The sequence below is a fragment of the Achromobacter veterisilvae genome (assembly GCF_037619525.1).
Lineage (GTDB): Bacteria > Pseudomonadota > Gammaproteobacteria > Burkholderiales > Burkholderiaceae_B > Achromobacter > Achromobacter veterisilvae.
Map to the genome: position 1 here is coordinate 4593593 of NZ_CP148753.1, position 15699 is coordinate 4609291.

Genomic DNA, 15699 nt, shown 5'->3' on the forward strand with positions numbered 1-15699 from the left:
CGGCCACTCAGCCGCGCGGATGCAGGATGTCGGCCAGGAAGCGCTGCGCGCGCGGGTGCGACGGCGCGCTGAAGAAGCGCTCGGGCGTGTCCATTTCCAGGATCTCGCCGCCGTCCATGAAGACGACCCGGTCGCAGACGTCGCGCGCGAAACCCATTTCATGGGTCACGCACACCATCGTCATGCCGTCCTTGGCCAGGCCCTTCATCACCTGCAATACCTCCCCGACCATTTCCGGATCGAGCGCGCTGGTGGGCTCATCGAACAGCATCACCGGCGGCTGCAGGGCCAGGGCCCGCGCGATCGCCACGCGCTGCTGCTGGCCGCCGGACAGCGATCCCGGATAGGCATCGATCTTGTGCTCCAGCCCCACCCGCGCCAGCAGGCTGCGCGCCAGTTCCACCGCCTGCTTGCGCGGCTGCTTGCGGATGCTGACCGGCGCGAAGATGACGTTCTCCAGCACGCTCATGTGCGGAAACAGATTGAACTGCTGGAACACGAAGCCGATCTTCTGGCGCAGCGCGTTCAGGTCGGAACCCTTGGCGTAGATGTCCGCGCCGTCGATCAGGATGCGCCCCTTCTCGATGGGCTCCAGCCGGTTGATCGTCCGGATCATGGTGGACTTGCCCGAGCCCGACGGGCCGCACACCACCAGCACTTCGCCGCGCGCCACCGAAAGATCCACGTCCTTCAGCACATGATGCGCGCCGTACCACTTGTTCACTTTTTCTAGATTGATCACTTTGGTTCCTTGCTAGGCCATGGCGCGCGAGCGGCGGATGCGCAGGTCCAGCCAGCTCAGGCCGCGGCTCAGGCTGAAGCACACCAGGAAATAGATAATGGCCAGGATGCCGAACACCTGCAGCGGCTTGGTCAACACCAGGTTGTTCACCTGATTGGCCGCGAAGGTCAGTTCGTTGACGCTGATGACGTAGCCCAGCGAGGTCTCCTTGATGGTGGAAACGAACTGGCTCGTCATGCTGGGCAGCACGTTGAACAGCGCCTGCGGCAGCACCACGCGGCGCATCGTGGTCCAGTAGCCCACGCCGAGCGAACGCGAGGCCTCGATCTGGCCGCGCGGCACCGCCTCGATCCCCGAGCGGATCACTTCCGACAGATAGGCGCTTTCATAGACCACCAGCGCGAAAATCAGCGTCCAGAAACCGCTGATCACCTGCCCGGTCAGCTTGGGCACCACGAAATAGGCCCAGAAGATCAGCATCAGCAGCGGCATGCCGCGCACCACGTTGACCAGCGCCTTGCTGGCCGCGCGCAGCCAGCCATAGGGGCTGACGCGGGCCAGCGCGATCAAAAGCGCCAGCGGCAGCGACAGCGCCAGGCCGCAGGCGGCCAGGATCAGCGTGAGCGCCAGCCCGCCCAGCGGACCGTTGGGATATTGGCCGACCAGCAGCGTGGGCCAGTATTGGGACAGGACGTCAAGCACCGCGGCCTCCCCCGTTCAAGCGATAGCGGTCGTAGACGCGCGACCCGATGAGCATAATCAGGAAGGATCCCAGCAGGTACATGATCGTGGCGGCGCCGAAGGTGGCGAAAGTCCGGTAGGTTTCGTTTTCGATTTCGCGGGCCTGGTAGGTCAGCTCCATCACGCCGATGGCCATCGCCACGCTGGTGTTCTTGAACAACAACAGCGCGCGGCCGACCAGCGGCGGAATGGAAATGCGCAGAGCCTGCGGCACGATCACGAAGCGCATGCATTGCAGATAGCTGGCGCCCAGCGCCCGCGCCGCCTCGAACTGCGTGCCGGGAATGGCGCGCAGCCCGCTGCGGATGTCCTCCGCGATATAGGCGGCCGACCCCAGCGCCAGCGCGATCGCCGCCAGCGACATTTCCGCGTTGTGCTGGTAGAGCCACAGGCGAAAGCCCTCCGGCAGCAGCTCCGGCATGCCGAAATACCAGAACAGCACCTGCACCAGCAAAGGCACATTGCGGTGGTATTCCACATAGGCGTCAACCAGCCAGCGGCACGGCGCCAGATTGGTGGCGCGCACCACCACCAGCGTCACCGCGATCGCGAACGCCATCACCCAGGCGACCAGGAACAGTTGCACCGTGACCGCCATGCCGCTCAACAGCAACTGGTATTGGGAAGCATCAAGCAGGTCCATGATCACCCGGCGATCGGGCCGATCTTGAAACCGCGCTCCAGCTTGTACGGCGTGTCAGGCCCGAACCACTTGTCGAACAGCTTGGCGGCCGCGCCGGAAGCCTCGGCCTCGTCCAGCGCCTGGTTCACCGTTTCGAGGAAACGGGGCTCCGACTTGCGCACGCCCAGGCCCCACGGCTCGTCGAACACCGACTTGGCGATCACCGTCACGGGCGCGGTCGGCGGGCTTTGCAGCACCAGGCGCACCAGCACCAGCTCGGAGGCGAACTGCGCGTCCACCTTCTTCTGCTGCAGGGCCAGGTAGGTGGCCGAGCTGTCGCCATAGCCAATGACCTGTGACTTGTCCAGGATGCGCTTGATCTCGCGCTCCGAACTGGAGCCCTTGGTCGCGCCGACGCGGCGGCCGTTCAAGGATTCGATCGTGTCCAGGCCCGAGTCCTTGCGCACCAGCAGCTTCTGCGGGCTGACGTAATAGGCATGGCTGAAAGAGATCTGCTGCGCGCGGTCCGGCGAATAGCCCAGATTGGCGGCCAGGATGTCCACGCGTCCTTCGTTCAGTTCCGGCACGCGCGCCGCCACCGACAGGAGCTTGTAGTTGACCTTGACCCCCAGCTTGTCGGCCACCAGCTTGCAGACGTCCACGTCGTAGCCCACAAGCTGCCGCGTAGCCCCGTCCTGGAAGCTGAACGGCTGCGAAGTGCCCAGCGTGCCGCAAATCAGCTCGCCGCGCGCCTTGATATCGTCCACTTGATCGGCCTGGGCGGCGGCGCCCATCGCCAGCGTGGCCAGCCCCAGGCAGGCCGCGAAAAGAGTTTGGCGTTTCATGGTTGATTCCCCTTATTGTGTGGTGAACGGACTTGGAAACAATGTCCCCCGAAGGGGACGTCTTCATGGAATGTAGGATCCGGCCTCAAACCAGCTTGGCGCAGGCCTCGCGTATGGCGGCGCATCCCTGCCGGATGTCGTCCATCGACGCGGCGAACGACAGCCGGAACGTGCCCGGCGCGCCATAGGCGTGGCCGTCGATCACGGCAACGCCCGCCTCGCGCAGCAGATAGTGCGTCAGGTCGGTATCGGTCGCGATCACGTCGCCGGCCGGCGTCTTCTTGCCCAGCAGGCCGGAGCAATCCGGGAACACATAGAACGCGCCCTGCGGCACGACGATCTCCAGACCCGGCGTGCCGGACAGCTCCGCAATCGCCAGATCGCGGCGCTGGCGGAACACCTTGGCGAACTCCGCCACGCAATCCTGCGGGCCCGACAGCGCCTCCAGCGCGGCCGCCTGGCTGACCGACGACGCGCCCGACGTGCTCTGCGATTGCAGAATGGCCATCGCCTTGATCAGTTCGTCCGGCCCGGCGCCGTAACCGATGCGCCAGCCCGTCATCGCATAGGCCTTGGACACGCCATTGACCACCAGCGTGCGGCTGGCCAGTTCCGGCGCGACTTGCAGCGGATGCACAGTCGGCTCGTCGGTAAAATTCAGGCGTGCATAAATATCGTCCGTCATCAGCCAGACCTGCGGATGGCGCTTGAGCACCTCCGCCAGCCCGCGCAGCTCGTCGGCAGTGTAGACCGAGCCCGTCGGATTGCTGGGCGCGTTCATCATCAGCCACTTGGTGCGCGGCGTAATCGCCCGCTCCAGCGCCTCCGGCGTCACCTTGTAGCCCGTCGCCGGCGTGGTCTCCACCGCCACCGGCACGCCGCCATTGACCAGCACCATGTCCGGGTACGACACCCAGAACGGCGCCGGGATCAACACTTCATCGCCATCGTTCAGCGTGGCCGCCAGCCCATTGAAAATCACCTGCTTCGCGCCGGTGCTGACGATGATGCGCCCCACGGGGTACTCCACGCCCGTGGCTTCCAGCAAATGCTGCGCGGCGGCGCGGCGCAGCGCCACCGTGCCCTGGGCCGGCGGATACTTGGTCTCGCCCCGGTTCATGGCGGCGGTGGCCGCCTGCCGGATGTGCACCGGCGTGGAAAAATCCGGCTCCCCGATCGTCAGATCGATAATGCGGCGGCCCTGCTCGCGCAGTTCGGCGATGATGGCGCGCGCCGCCACGCTGGGCGACAGCTTGATACGCTTGATGCGGTCGGCGACGATGCTCATTTCGCGGCCCCCGTCTTCTCGGCGATGGTCTTCTCCAGCCACGGCTTGGTATACGTGCCCGCGCGCAGCTTCTCCTTGGCCACGGCCTCGTCCGCCTCCTTCTTCAGCGCCAGCGCCAGCACCGCCTCGGCGTGCTCGGCCGGGATCACCACCACGCCGTCTGCATCGCCCACCACCACGTCACCCGGGTTGACCACCTGGCCACCCACCGACACCGGCACATTGATCTCGCCCGGGCCGTCCTTGTACGGCCCCTTGTGCGACACGGCGCGCGCGAAGCAGCCGAACTGTCCTTGCGCAAACACGTCCAGGTCGCGCACCGCGCCATCGATCACAAAACCTTCGATGCCACGCGACTGCGCATCCATCATCATCAGCTCGCCCACCAGCGCATTGCTGGTGTCGCCCGCGCCGTCCACGACGATCACATCGCCCGCGCCGCCCAGCGAAATCGCCTTGTGGATCATCAGGTTATCGCCCGGGCGGGTCTTGACGGTGAGCGCCAGGCCGACGGTGCGCTGGTTGCCAGCATGCAGAGGACGGAGCCCGTCCACGCCGTATAGGCGATTCATGCAGTCGCTGATCTGGGCCGAGCCAATGGCGGCGAAGCCGGCCAGCACGTCGGGGGAGACGGCCGGGGCGGAACGAGGAAGAATGCGGTATCCGATGGGGTTCATGAGGAAATCTGCTGGGTAAATGCGTGAACGGCGTTAAGCGAACACGCATTACAAGGCCCGGGGCTGCATTCCTCAAAACGATATAAATTCCCACTCATCCAGGAATTTTATTCGTACATTCCGACGTTAAGGGTTATCCCTTATTCGTACTGCGGCGTTCCATCCTCGCCTCCGTGGGGGGGGGCTGCGGACCTGTGCCAGCGCCACCCGTGCCGCTTGCGCGCGCCCGCGTTTCAGGCCGGGTGACGGACGCCGCGCGGTTTGGAACGAGCCGCCCTGCTCATTCACTGGCGGGGCTGGCGAATCGATGAATCCGGTTGTGTACAATGAGATCACTTCTCATTTGACTATCATCTCTCTCCCATTCTCTCCTCATGCCCGGCCGGAATCCACCTATTACCGATGATTTGGCCGGGCTGTATGTCGAGCACAGCACGTGGCTTCAGGGCTGGCTGCGCAGGCGCGTAGGCGACACGTTCGCGGCGGCCGACCTAGCGCAGGACACTTTTCTGAGCCTGCTGGACCGCAAGACCACGGCAGTCGAGATCCGGGAGCCCCGTCCGTTCCTGGCGACGGTCGCCCGCCGGCTCCTCGCACACCGCCACCGCCGGCAGTTGCTCGAAACGACCTACCTCGAAGCCCTCGCCCTCCTGCCGGAAGAAGTGGCCCCCTCGCCGGAAGCGCAGCTCATGGCCGTCGAGAGCCTGCAACAGATCGACCGCGTGCTCGATGGCCTGCCTCCCAAGGTTCGAGAAGCCTTTCTGCTGGCGCACTTGGTCGAACTGAGCTACGCCGAGATCGCCGAGCGGTTGGGAACTTCGACCAGTTCGGTAAAACAATATCTGACCCGGGCCAACCGCGAATGCATGTTCGCGCTGGCGGTCTGACGGCATGGCCGCCAATAAAGACACGCTGACGCTGCCCAGCGGCCGGGTCATCAGCCGGGCCACTGCGGATGCAGCCGCGGACTGGCTCACCCTGCTGATGTCCGAAGAGGCTGGCGACGAGCAGCAACGCCAATGGCGCCAATGGCGCCAGGCGCATGTCGACCATGAGGCCGCCTGGCAGCACGTCGAATCCGTCATGGGCCGGATGAAATCGCTGGAGCGCGCGCCGGCTTACGCGGCCTTGTCGTCCTACATCGTGACCGATCAGCCGCCCTCCACCGCCCGTCGACGGGTCACCCGAATGCTCCTGTGGGGAGGGATAGCCACCGGCGCCGGGCTGCTCGCTTCGCGCACTGACACCTGGCAGGCCCGCACGGCCGACTACCGCAGCAACACAGGTGAGCAACGCGACTTCACACTAGAGGACGGTACCCGGCTGACGCTGAACACGGATAGCGCGGCAAATGTGCGCTTTGATGCGAACCAGCGCCGAATCCTGCTGGTGGCGGGCGAGATCATGATTGCGACTCGCCACGGGCCGGGGCTGGCCGATCCGCGGCCACTGTCGGTGGTGACCGCGGAAGGCAGCATCCGTTCGCTGGGTACACGGTTCACCGTAAGGCAGCACGCTGGACGGACCAGTGTGGCGGTTCTGGAAAGCGCAGTGGAAGTCTCTCCTTGGGCCGGGTCCGGCAGTGCGAGCGTGCTGCACGCCGGCCAGCAGACCCAGTTCAGCCGCGATGCCGTCGAGGCACCGCGCTCGATCAGTGAGCAGACCGACGCATGGACGCGGGGTCAGCTCGTGGCTGACGAGCAGCGGCTGGCCGAGTTCGCTGCCGAACTGGATCGCTATCGGACGGGCGTGCTGCGCGTCGATCCGCAAATCGCGAGTCTGCGCCTTTCGGGTGTCTTTCCACTGGCGGACACGAACCGGATCCTGGCCACGCTGCCCAGCGTGCTGCCGGTACGCGTGCAATGGCGCACCCGTTTCTGGGCGACGATCGTACCGGCCGATTGAGGCCCAGCGAAAAAATTTCTCGAATTGACTGCCCGATTGGCGTGTTCGCGGCACCTACCTGAGAGGGACCGGAAATTTCGGAGGTCCAATCCTGAGGAAGAACATGCCGAACCAGCACCGCGCCCACGATTCGGAGCGCCCCTATCCATCGTCTACTGCGCTTGCCGCCCTGGCGCTGACTGTCGCCCTCGTGGCCGGCGCTCCGGCCGCCGTGCTGGCGCAAGGCGCCACGCCTGCTGCAGCAGGGACCGCCACGGTCGACTTCAGGATTGCCGCCGGGCCGCTGGCTCCAGCTCTGCGTCAGTTGGCCAGCACGGCCAACATCATGTTGACCTTTACCGCCGAGCAAACCAAAGGCAAGCGCACGGCCGGCGTGAACGGCCGCCATCCCGCCGCCGGCGCGCTGAGCCTTTTGCTCGCAGGTAGCGGCCTGCGGGCCGTGCAACTGGACAATGGCGCGTTCGTGCTGCGAGTCGACGAAACGCTCGCGCCCGTCGCATCCGACGCCGCCACACTGCCCATGGTCACGGTAACCGGCACAACGGTGGCCGACGGCACTACCGAGGGCACCGATTCGTACACCACCAGCAGCATGAGCACGGCCACCCGGCTCAACCTGTCCATGCGCGAGACGCCGCAGTCGGTCACCGTCATTACCAACGAACTCATCAAGGATCAGAACCTGCAGACGATCAACGACGTGGTGCAGGCTGCCCCCGGTCTGACGTACCGGCGCTTCGGGCCGGAGCGCGCTTCCTTTTATGCGCGCGGCATGTATGTGGACAACATCATGTTCGACGGCCTGCCCGTGAGCCTGGACAGCTCTAACCTGTCGCAGGACCTGTTGTCCACGGATATGGCTATCTATGACCGCGTGGAGATCGTGCGTGGCGCCACCGGACTGGTGCAGGGCGCAGGGAATCCGTCGGCCGCCATCAACCTGGTGCGCAAGCGGCCGACCGCTGTGCCGCAGGTATCCGCCGACGTGAGCGCCGGCAGTTGGGACCACTATAGAGCCGAGTTGGACGCCTCCGGGCCGCTATCCGAGGACGGCAGCCTGCGCGGCCGCGCCGTGATCGCCACTCAGGATTATGGAAGCTACAAGCGCGGCGAAAACAGCAGTGGCCAGACTTTTTACGGGATACTGGAAAAGGATCTGACTGCCTCCACGACGCTCACGCTCAGCGCGCTGCATCAAGAGAGCAGGCTGCACGGCAATGGCTTCACCGGTTTGCCCGTGGCCCGCGACGGCAGTGATCTGGATCTGCCTCGCTCCACGTCGTATGCCAATGATTGGGAACATTGGAACAAGAACACCACCTCGGCATTCGTGGGGCTCGACCACCGATTCGGCAATGGGTGGCGGACACATCTCTCGGCCTATTACGCGCAGGCCGAGGTCGACATGCTGGGCCATTACCTAAATTACAACGTCGCCACCGACAAATACCGCCAATTAGGCGCGCGCAACGCCCATAAGGAAAAGCAGAGCAGCGTGGACCTGTATGCCAACGGTCCCTTTGAATTGCTTGGCCGCACGCATGAGCTGGTACTGGGAGCCAGCTACCGCAACATCGATTTCGACGGCAGCAGCCGCCAAGGCGTGGTTCTCTACGACAACCTCGATCTCCACGACTTCGACCCGAGCGCCGTCGCCAATCCCAACATCCCGCTGCGGGACTGGATGGACGCCGACATCACCCAGCAGAGCTTATACGCCACGACCCGCCTGAACCTGGCCGATCGGCTGAAACTGATATTGGGCGGACGGTTGGACTGGTTCGACTACAACGACACCGTCAACACGTATCCGAGCTTTACCGCCAATACGCCATCCGTCAGTGCGCACAACCGCTACCGCATCAATAACCAACTGACAAAGTACGCCGGCATCGTCTACGACTTGAACGACCAGCATTCGGTCTACGTCAGCTACACGGACATTTTCAAGCCTCAAAATTACATGGATGCCAGCAACAACCTGCTGGATCCGGTGATCGGCAAAAACTATGAAGTCGGTATCAAAGGCGAATACTTCGATGGCGCGCTGAATGCCTCGGCAGCATTGTTCCGCATGGACCAGAAAAACCGTGCCTTCCGCAGCACCGATCAGACCCAATGCGCCGGCTACCCGACTGTCGCCTGCTATTCGGCCGCAGGCGAGGTGCGCAGCCAGGGCGTGGAGTTTGAGTTGCAGGGCGCCATCACCCCCAACTGGCAGGTGAGTCTGGGCTACACGGTGGCCATTGCGCGCTATCGCAAGGATGCGAATCCCGACAATGTGGGCGAGTTGTTCGACACAGACACACCGCGACACCTGTTCAAGCTGTCGACGATGTACCGGCTGTCTGGCGCCCTGCAGGGCTGGCGCGTCGGCGGCTCGGTCTACCGCCAGGGCTCCATTTACAACGAGGGCACCACGAGCGGCGTGCCATTCCGCATCACCCAAAACGCCTACACCCTGGCCGACTTGGTGGTGGGCTGGCAGGCGACGCCGAAACTGGACGTGCAGCTCAACATCAACAATATCTTCGACAAGAAGTACTACAACGCGCTGTCCGGCAATGTGAGCTTTCCGAGCAACGTCTATGGCGAGCCGCGCAACGTGACGCTGTCGGCACGCTACCAGTTCTGATGCGCGGCGGCATGCGTGGCGCGATGGTGGTGCTGCACCGCTGGTGCGGCCTGTTCATCGCGGGTTTCCTGTTCGTCGCCGGCTTGACCGGCGCCGTGATCGCCTGGAATCACGAACTCGACGAGTGGGCCAATCCCAAGCTGTACGTGGCCGCCTCCGGCGCGGCAGCCAGTGCGCTTGCTCCTTTGGAGTTGGCACGCCGGATCGAGGCGGCTGATCCGCGCTTGCGGGTCAGCTTTGTACCGCTAACGCTGGAGCCAGGCCATACGGCGATGCTGGGTGTCGCCGCGCGCATCGATCCCGCCACCGGCGCGCCGTACGTCCTCGGCTTCAATCAACTGGCTGTGGACCCGGCCACCGGCCAGATCCAGGGGCAGCGGCAGTGGGGCCAAATATCGCTGTCGCGCGAGAACTTGCTGCCCTTTCTCTACAAACTGCACTACACCATGCACATTCCCAAAGGCTGGGGCATCGAATTCGGGGTGTGGCTGATGGGTGTGGTGTCGGCGGTCTGGATTGTCGACTGCTTCCTGGCGCTCTGTATCTCATTTCCCAATGGGCGCAACTGGCGTAAGTCGCTGAGCTTCCGGCTGCGCCAGGGCGGCGCCAAGCTCAATTTCGACGTACATCGCTCGGGCGGCGTGTGGGTATGGGGTCTGCTGCTGATGCTGGCCGTGACCTCGGTGTCGCTGAACCTGGGAACGCAAGTGATGCAGCCGCTGGTGTCGGTTTTCTCGTCGCTCACGCCCTCCCCGTTTCAATCGCGCCAGGGCAGCCGCGAGCGGGAGCTGGCCGACCCGCTGCTACGTCGCGAGCAGGCTATCGCGGCTGCCGAGGCCGAGGGCCGCCGCCGAGGCTGGACCACTCCCGCCGGGTCTCTTTTCTATGCGCAGCGCTTCGGCATTTATGGCGTGACGTTCTACACGCCGGAAGATGACCGGGATGAGAACGGCATGGGAAACAACGTGCTTTACCTGGACGGGAACACGGGTATGGTCGTCGGCGAAAAAGTGCCGGGCCAAGGCACCTGGGGCGACGTCTTCATGCAGGCCCAGTTGCCGCTGCACTCCGGCCGGCTGCTGGGCACGCCGGGGCGCGTGTTGATGTCGTTCATGGGGATTTTCGTTGCGACGCTGAGCGTGACCGGCCTGGTGATCTGGCTACGCAAACGGCGGGCACGGACGGGGCACAGGTTGCGGTCATAGGCGGCACTGCTGGTAATCGCCCAGCACCCTGCTGAGCGAAAAGCCTGCCGGCCTTCCTGATCGAACAGCGTCCACGCGATCGCGAGGTCACAGGCGGGATCACCCACCGCCGCGCATCCAAAATCAATGACGGCATGCAGCTTTCCCTCCTTGACCAGCAAGTTCCCTGCGGTGACATCCCCATGGACCCAGAGGCGCACCGTCCCAGGAAGCGCCCAACGCCGCCATATCCGCAATCCCCCCAATCGCAAGCCGACTCGCCGTCCAGCCAACCATAGACCGATCAGGGCCCCGGATAGCCGGCCGCCGGAGCCCCCAGGGCAATCGGCGCGGGGATAGGCAAGGACACCTGGGCGGCCAGTTTCGGGAGCCAGGCCTGCTCCTTTATGACTTGATCGACGTAGGCGGGCGCACTGGGGAGTCTCACCAGTGTGTCGCCACCCAGCCGGAAAGTTCGATTGTCCCAGCCGCCGGGCAATACAGGGGTAACGGGCAAATCGCGCCATTGAGGAAACTGCTGCGCGATGAGCTGTCGGACCAGATGGGTGTCGATAAACGGAACGGGCTTTTCTTGCGGCGAGACCGCTGTACCTCGACCAAATTGTCCGAGAAATCGGAGTCAATTCGGTCTGGCCTCTTTATTTCACACGATCGCTGCTTTAGGATCCTCAACCGAAACGCTGTTAAAAACCTCGGCTGATTCGATCCGGTTGCGTCCCGCCGCCTTTCCTCTATACAGAGCAGCGTCGGCCTGCCGAAGCGCATCCTCCAGGTCATGCGCGCCATGGAACGGTGGTGAAATTCCAATGGTGACCGTACAGCGCAGTACATTGCCAGAACCCGCCACTTTGATTGCCTGGCTTTCAACGCTGGCACGCAGACGTTCCGCCAAGTGGATTACACGGTCACCGTCAGCTTCCAGGAAGACAGCCACAAACTCTTCCCCGCCAATACGACCTGTCAAGTCGTCGCGACGAACCGTGGAACGGAGTATGTCTGCGACCTGGCATATCACTTCATCGCCGGCTTGATGTCCATAGGTGTCATTGATTCGCTTGAAATGGTCGACATCCAACAGTAGCAAGCGAGCCGGTCCGGCATTCCGAGAATTGAAAGACTGGGTCAGCGCATCCAGGAGCCCCCTGCGATTAAGCAGGTCTGTCATGGGATCGCGTGCCGCCATATTGCGCAGACTATCCGTCAGCCGTCGCAGTACCAGCCAGACGATGGAAGGCGGCACTATGGTAGCCAAGGTCGACATGTAGATGTAGAAGATCATTTGAAATCGACTATCCATGTGCAGCGCATCCAGGCCGCCATCTACGATTTTCAAGAACTTCAGCGCGTTCAGGATACAGATTCCGCCAATCAGAAGCGCAAAAAAGAACATCTCGCCGTACAAGTCTTTTGCGAAAGTGCGAACGCCATAGATCACGGTTATGGTCATTACAAAGAAAAGCACGCTGGCCATCGCCGCAAGCATTGCGTACCGCGCGGTGGGCCCTGCGCTCCATTGCACCAGGCATTGCGCAATGCCATAAGCCACGGAAAAGATAATCAACGAACGCCATAACCGAACTTGACGCCCAAAGAAGCGCATGGCGCCTAGCCAATAGGCGATCGGGGCAGCCAGCGTGAGGGTGTGGTTGACGACGCTCATCACGCTCCAGGCGGGTCCCCCTTCAACCAGTTGCAGAATATAGGCCAACGCCAGCAGGAGATTGCCCGCGGCGAAAAAATCCATCCCCATCCTGTTGCCGGGCAAGCGGCGGCTAATCAGTAAAAACATGACCGAAAAGCACAATAGATGTGCACACAACATGGCAACGAGAGTGGATGCAACCATAACCTTGACGTGGAGAGATGCGAAAACTCCTGCACTGGAGCTGCCGAACCATAGGCAGCGACATTAACCAGGGAAACTCGAGCCAGGTCAAGTGCAACGTGCGACTTGATTGAGGTTGGAATCAAGCCCAAAGCGGCACGCGCCGCGGTGAAATGACGCGGATAAATTCTCAGGGCGTGATTCCCCTATGACGCGATCTATGGAGGACTGCCACTCGCCGATAAGAGACCATGCGGCAGTTATCGACCTTCGCAATCTCGGCAGTAGTCGCCAACCAGACCATCTACTCTCCGACAGCCCGTTCCAGGGGCAGGGTAAAATTCGCGCCCCATGCGCTACTCCGACTTCGACCAACGCCTCGCCGCTCTCGGCGCCCTGCCCGTCCATCGCGGCCGCATCGTGCGCGTCTGGCTGAAAGGGCAAGCCCTCGACACCGGCACGCGACGGCGAAGCTCCGAGCACTTTCTGCCTCTCGCGCTGCGCGACGCCGTGCCCGCCTTGACGGCGGAACTGGACGGCCTCGCCCGCGTCCGCTCCGAACACGCCGGCAACGACGGCTCGCGCTTGCTCGTCGAACTCGCCGACGGACAGATGGTGGAAAGCGTGCTGTTGCCGCGCGACGGACTCTGCGTCTCCACCCAGGTCGGCTGCGCGGTCGGCTGCCGCTTCTGTATGACAGGCAAGAGCGGCCTGATCCGCCAGGTCACGAGCATGGAAATCCTCGCCCAGGTCGTGCTGGCGCGGCGTCTGCGCGCGGTGAAGAAAGTCGTCTTCATGGGCATGGGTGAACCCGCGCACAACCTCGACAACGTGCTCGAAGCCATCGACCTGCTCGGCACCGAAGGCAATATCGGCCACAAGAATCTCGTGTTCTCCACCGTGGGCGACCTGCGCGTGTTCGAAGCCCTGCCGCAACAACGCGTCAAGCCCGCGCTGGCGCTGTCGCTGCATACAACCAAGGCCGAACTGCGCGCGCACCTGCTGCCGCGCGCGCCGAAAATTGCGCCGGAAGAACTCATCGAACTCGGCGAGAGATACGCTCGCGACACTGACTATCCGATCCAGTATCAATGGACGCTGCTCAAGGGCATCAACGACGGCGACGACGAACTCGATGCCGTCGTGCGTCTGTTGAAGGGCAAGTACGGCGTGCTCAACGTCATTCCCTTCAATAGCCTCGAAGGAGATGACTACCAGCGCCCCGATGCCGAGCGCATCCGCGAGATCGTCCATTCTCTGCAAAGCCGTGGTGTGCTGACCAAGGTGAGAAATAGCGCCGGGCAGGATGTGGATGGCGGCTGTGGCCAGTTGCGCGCTCGGGCGGTTGGAGCGGCGCAGGTGGCCGAACTGCGGCGCAAGCGCACTGTAAAGCTGGAAGCTGCCTAGGCCCACGCTCGTCCGTGCCGTACTAATCTGAGGAACAAGTCAGGTGCTGACTACACTAGGTTATGCGTCGTAAGCCATACTTTCTTCATCGCACTATGCGAGAAACACCTTCAAAGGGAGGCCCCCTTTGCCATGTTGTCCGGGCGGTATCAGACCGAGGACGAACTTATTCCATGCAACCGCCTGCTTATCCGGACGGGGGCAGAGGAATACGACTTAGTGTTCGCTGACGATCCGGATGTTGAGGTATTTCCTGTCCCAGAAGCACATTTCGTTACCGACGTTCTCGTCAGGCGCCCCGAGCTGTGGAATCAGGCAGCTATCCGTCTTACATATCACCCATCCATTTTTGGGTCTGCGCCCATATTTGGCGTACCGTTCCGTCATGCAGTAGAAATCGCGACAAGGGCTGGTCACGCAAAATCCAAGTATTTTCTTCCCGACTCCCATAAAGAAGGCAACTATCATTCGCTGCTTCTCCATTTGCGCCAGGTGGAGGACCGGAGGGGAAAACTTCTTCAACTTGAGGCATGGCAACATCAGCCAGAAAGCAAGTTTGCACACTATCTTCATGCCATGTCGCCTGACTTCGCCTCGCACATTGTTCATTTGGACGGCGCACGAATTCAGTACTCAGATTGTGACCTCGACAAATTGCTTGGCGAAACGAAGAAGGTAAAGGGCATCTCCTATCAGAAGCTTTTTCGCCTTGATGGCCGTTTCAGCTTAGATGACATGCATACACTCGCCACTGCGTTCTTGCCCGGCGAGGAGCTATACAACGAGGCTCTTGGCGTCACCGTCCTGCCCAACGATGCATAACCCTGACATTTGTGCACAATCGGCCTAAACGCATCAGCGCTCTACGGATCCCGCGCCTTCACACCGCACTAAGCAACACTCGCAGGTTCCCCCAATCTCCGCCCCCCCCCCTTCAATCATCCCCTCCCCCCGCCCCACTCCGCGCCTCAGCCAGCGCCACCGTCAAATGCATCACCTTCTTCTTCAACTGATCCCTTTCATCCGTCAGCCGAGTCAGCAACTCCCTTAACCGCGCCACCTCCGCCGGCAAATCAGCAATATTCTCAATAGGAATATCCGGCACCGCCTCTCGTGGCGGCGGCGCCTTGGCTTGGCGCACCTCCCGAGCAGCCTGCTGTAGTTCCTTCCTGCCGCCAGCCACGGCCGCAGCCTGACGTTCAGGCGGCAACGTCGCCACCGCCGCCGCAGCATTGATGGAGATGGCGCCGTCCTTCACGGCCCGCACCAGTTCCGGCGCCGCCGCTTTCTGTATCTTCTCAATCTGCCCCAACGTATTGCTACTGATGCGCGCAGCCCGGGCCAGCGCCTGGCGGCTCAGGGCGGGCGACACGGACGCGGTGATGACCGGCGGCGGCTCACCAGAGTCTTCGTCCCAGGGCGGATCATCGGGCGCCGGCGCCGAGGCGGTTCGCGCTTGCAGGATTTCCTTCTTGCGCAACGCCAGCACCCCGCGCTGGAAGTCCGACACGCTGCGCCGGCCAAGGTGGTTTTCGATCATCCAGAGGTGCACATCCTCCATGGATTTGAACGTGGTGTTCTGGCGGGTCTCGAAGGGGATGCCGTGCTTTTGGCACAGGGCGTAGCGGTTGTGGCCGTCGACCAGCAGGTCGCCCCACAGCACCAGCGCGTCGCGGCAGCCTTCGGCCAGCAGGCTGCGCTCCAGCGCCTCGCGCTCGTCGTCGGTCAAGGGGTCTATGTAGGCGCGCAGGCCCTCGTCTATCCTGATTTCCATGGTGTCCAAAATACGGTTACGCCCAGGCCCTGT

15 protein-coding genes and 1 pseudogene are annotated in these 15699 nt (G+C 62.9%); 6 read left to right on the forward strand and 10 right to left on the reverse strand.

From position 1 onward, the window contains the following. Nucleotides 1–7: 7 nt before the first annotated feature. From WHX56_RS21265 to WHX56_RS21290, 6 genes are all read right to left on the reverse strand, one after another. Nucleotides 8–742, reverse strand: coding sequence for an amino acid ABC transporter ATP-binding protein (locus WHX56_RS21265; protein ID WP_129244805.1), 735 nt, complete (start codon nucleotides 740–742; stop codon nucleotides 8–10). A gap of 12 nt (nucleotides 743–754) precedes the next feature. After that, complete coding sequence (locus tag WHX56_RS21270) at nucleotides 755–1444, reverse strand: amino acid ABC transporter permease (RefSeq protein ID WP_129244807.1); 690 nt, start codon at nucleotides 1442–1444, stop codon at nucleotides 755–757. Further along, nucleotides 1437–2126, reverse strand: coding sequence for an amino acid ABC transporter permease (locus WHX56_RS21275; protein WP_338878900.1), 690 nt, complete (start codon nucleotides 2124–2126; stop codon nucleotides 1437–1439). Before WHX56_RS21275 ends, WHX56_RS21270 begins: the two co-directional genes overlap by 8 nt. Before the next feature lie 2 nt (nucleotides 2127–2128). After that, a complete protein-coding gene (locus WHX56_RS21280) occupies nucleotides 2129–2950 on the reverse strand; it encodes an ABC transporter substrate-binding protein (RefSeq protein WP_338878901.1) in 822 nt (273 codons plus the stop codon). A gap of 85 nt (nucleotides 2951–3035) precedes the next feature. Further along, a complete protein-coding gene (locus WHX56_RS21285) occupies nucleotides 3036–4238 on the reverse strand; it encodes an aminotransferase class I/II-fold pyridoxal phosphate-dependent enzyme (RefSeq protein ID WP_338878902.1) in 1203 nt (400 codons plus the stop codon). Next, a complete protein-coding gene (locus WHX56_RS21290) occupies nucleotides 4235–4915 on the reverse strand; it encodes an RraA family protein (RefSeq protein WP_338878903.1) in 681 nt (226 codons plus the stop codon). Before WHX56_RS21290 ends, WHX56_RS21285 begins: the two co-directional genes overlap by 4 nt. Nucleotides 4916–5289: 374 nt before the next feature. On the opposite strand from WHX56_RS21290, the gene WHX56_RS21295 reads away from it, so the two are divergent. The 4 genes from WHX56_RS21295 to WHX56_RS21310 all read left to right on the forward strand — a co-directional run bounded on the left by WHX56_RS21295 (nucleotide 5290) and on the right by WHX56_RS21310 (nucleotide 10660). Continuing rightward, nucleotides 5290–5802, forward strand: coding sequence for a sigma-70 family RNA polymerase sigma factor (locus WHX56_RS21295; RefSeq protein WP_165360299.1), 513 nt, complete (start codon nucleotides 5290–5292; stop codon nucleotides 5800–5802). 4 nt (nucleotides 5803–5806) lie between these two features. Continuing rightward, a complete protein-coding gene (locus tag WHX56_RS21300; protein WP_338878904.1) occupies nucleotides 5807–6820 on the forward strand; it encodes a FecR domain-containing protein in 1014 nt (337 codons plus the stop codon). Nucleotides 6821–6923: 103 nt separating this feature from the next. Further along, the gene (locus tag WHX56_RS21305) at nucleotides 6924–9455 is read left to right on the forward strand and encodes a TonB-dependent siderophore receptor (RefSeq protein ID WP_338878905.1); all 2532 of its coding nucleotides are present in this window, start codon (nucleotides 6924–6926) and stop codon (nucleotides 9453–9455) included. Beyond that, nucleotides 9455–10660: a PepSY-associated TM helix domain-containing protein gene (locus tag WHX56_RS21310; RefSeq protein ID WP_338878906.1), complete on the forward strand. Its 1206-nt coding sequence runs from the start codon at nucleotides 9455–9457 to the stop codon at nucleotides 10658–10660. Before WHX56_RS21305 ends, WHX56_RS21310 begins: the two co-directional genes overlap by 1 nt. Before the next feature lie 89 nt (nucleotides 10661–10749). Here WHX56_RS21310 and WHX56_RS30500 read toward each other — a convergent pair. The 3 genes and pseudogenes from WHX56_RS30500 to WHX56_RS21315 form a co-directional block, all read right to left on the reverse strand. Beyond that, nucleotides 10750–10860: pseudogene (locus WHX56_RS30500) on the reverse strand (phosphotransferase); the annotation flags it as partial. Nucleotides 10861–10943: 83 nt separating this feature from the next. Then, nucleotides 10944–11087, reverse strand: coding sequence for a hypothetical protein (locus tag WHX56_RS30505; protein ID WP_422393614.1), 144 nt, complete (start codon nucleotides 11085–11087; stop codon nucleotides 10944–10946). Between the two features lie 216 nt (nucleotides 11088–11303). Then, entirely contained in the window at nucleotides 11304–12506 is a 1203-nt protein-coding gene (locus WHX56_RS21315) for a GGDEF domain-containing protein (RefSeq protein WP_338878907.1), read from the reverse strand. A 330-nt stretch (nucleotides 12507–12836) separates the two neighbouring features. Here WHX56_RS21315 and WHX56_RS21320 point away from each other — a divergent pair, with 330 nt between their 5' ends. Then, on the forward strand, nucleotides 12837–13892 hold the full coding sequence (locus tag WHX56_RS21320; protein ID WP_338878908.1) for an RNA methyltransferase: 1056 nt from the start codon (nucleotides 12837–12839) through the stop codon (nucleotides 13890–13892). Between the two features lie 219 nt (nucleotides 13893–14111). After that, nucleotides 14112–14714: a hypothetical protein gene (locus WHX56_RS21325; RefSeq protein WP_338878909.1), complete on the forward strand. Its 603-nt coding sequence runs from the start codon at nucleotides 14112–14114 to the stop codon at nucleotides 14712–14714. 112 nt (nucleotides 14715–14826) lie between these two features. Here the strand turns inward: WHX56_RS21325 and WHX56_RS21330 are convergent, their stop codons facing one another. Further along, the gene (locus WHX56_RS21330) at nucleotides 14827–15666 is read right to left on the reverse strand and encodes a hypothetical protein (protein ID WP_338878910.1); all 840 of its coding nucleotides are present in this window, start codon (nucleotides 15664–15666) and stop codon (nucleotides 14827–14829) included. Nucleotides 15667–15699: the final 33 nt, after the last annotated feature.

What these genes read in the sequence shown, in the direction of transcription:
- WHX56_RS21330 (WP_338878910.1), bottom strand. Translation starts at nt 15,666, where the DNA reads ATGGAAATCAGGATAGACGAGGGCCTGCGCGCCTACATAGACCCCTTG.
- WHX56_RS21285 (WP_338878902.1), bottom strand. Translation starts at nt 4,238, where the DNA reads ATGAGCATCGTCGCCGACCGCATCAAGCGTATCAAGCTGTCGCCCAGC.
- WHX56_RS21280 (WP_338878901.1), bottom strand. Translation starts at nt 2,950, where the DNA reads ATGAAACGCCAAACTCTTTTCGCGGCCTGCCTGGGGCTGGCCACGCTG.
- WHX56_RS21305 (WP_338878905.1), top strand. Translation starts at nt 6,924, where the DNA reads ATGCCGAACCAGCACCGCGCCCACGATTCGGAGCGCCCCTATCCATCG.
- WHX56_RS21300 (WP_338878904.1), top strand. Translation starts at nt 5,807, where the DNA reads ATGGCCGCCAATAAAGACACGCTGACGCTGCCCAGCGGCCGGGTCATC.
- WHX56_RS21295 (WP_165360299.1), top strand. Translation starts at nt 5,290, where the DNA reads ATGCCCGGCCGGAATCCACCTATTACCGATGATTTGGCCGGGCTGTAT.
- WHX56_RS21275 (WP_338878900.1), bottom strand. Translation starts at nt 2,126, where the DNA reads ATGGACCTGCTTGATGCTTCCCAATACCAGTTGCTGTTGAGCGGCATG.
- WHX56_RS21320 (WP_338878908.1), top strand. Translation starts at nt 12,837, where the DNA reads ATGCGCTACTCCGACTTCGACCAACGCCTCGCCGCTCTCGGCGCCCTG.
- WHX56_RS21290 (WP_338878903.1), bottom strand. Translation starts at nt 4,915, where the DNA reads ATGAACCCCATCGGATACCGCATTCTTCCTCGTTCCGCCCCGGCCGTC.
- WHX56_RS21315 (WP_338878907.1), bottom strand. Translation starts at nt 12,506, where the DNA reads ATGGTTGCATCCACTCTCGTTGCCATGTTGTGTGCACATCTATTGTGC.
- WHX56_RS21310 (WP_338878906.1), top strand. Translation starts at nt 9,455, where the DNA reads ATGCGCGGCGGCATGCGTGGCGCGATGGTGGTGCTGCACCGCTGGTGC.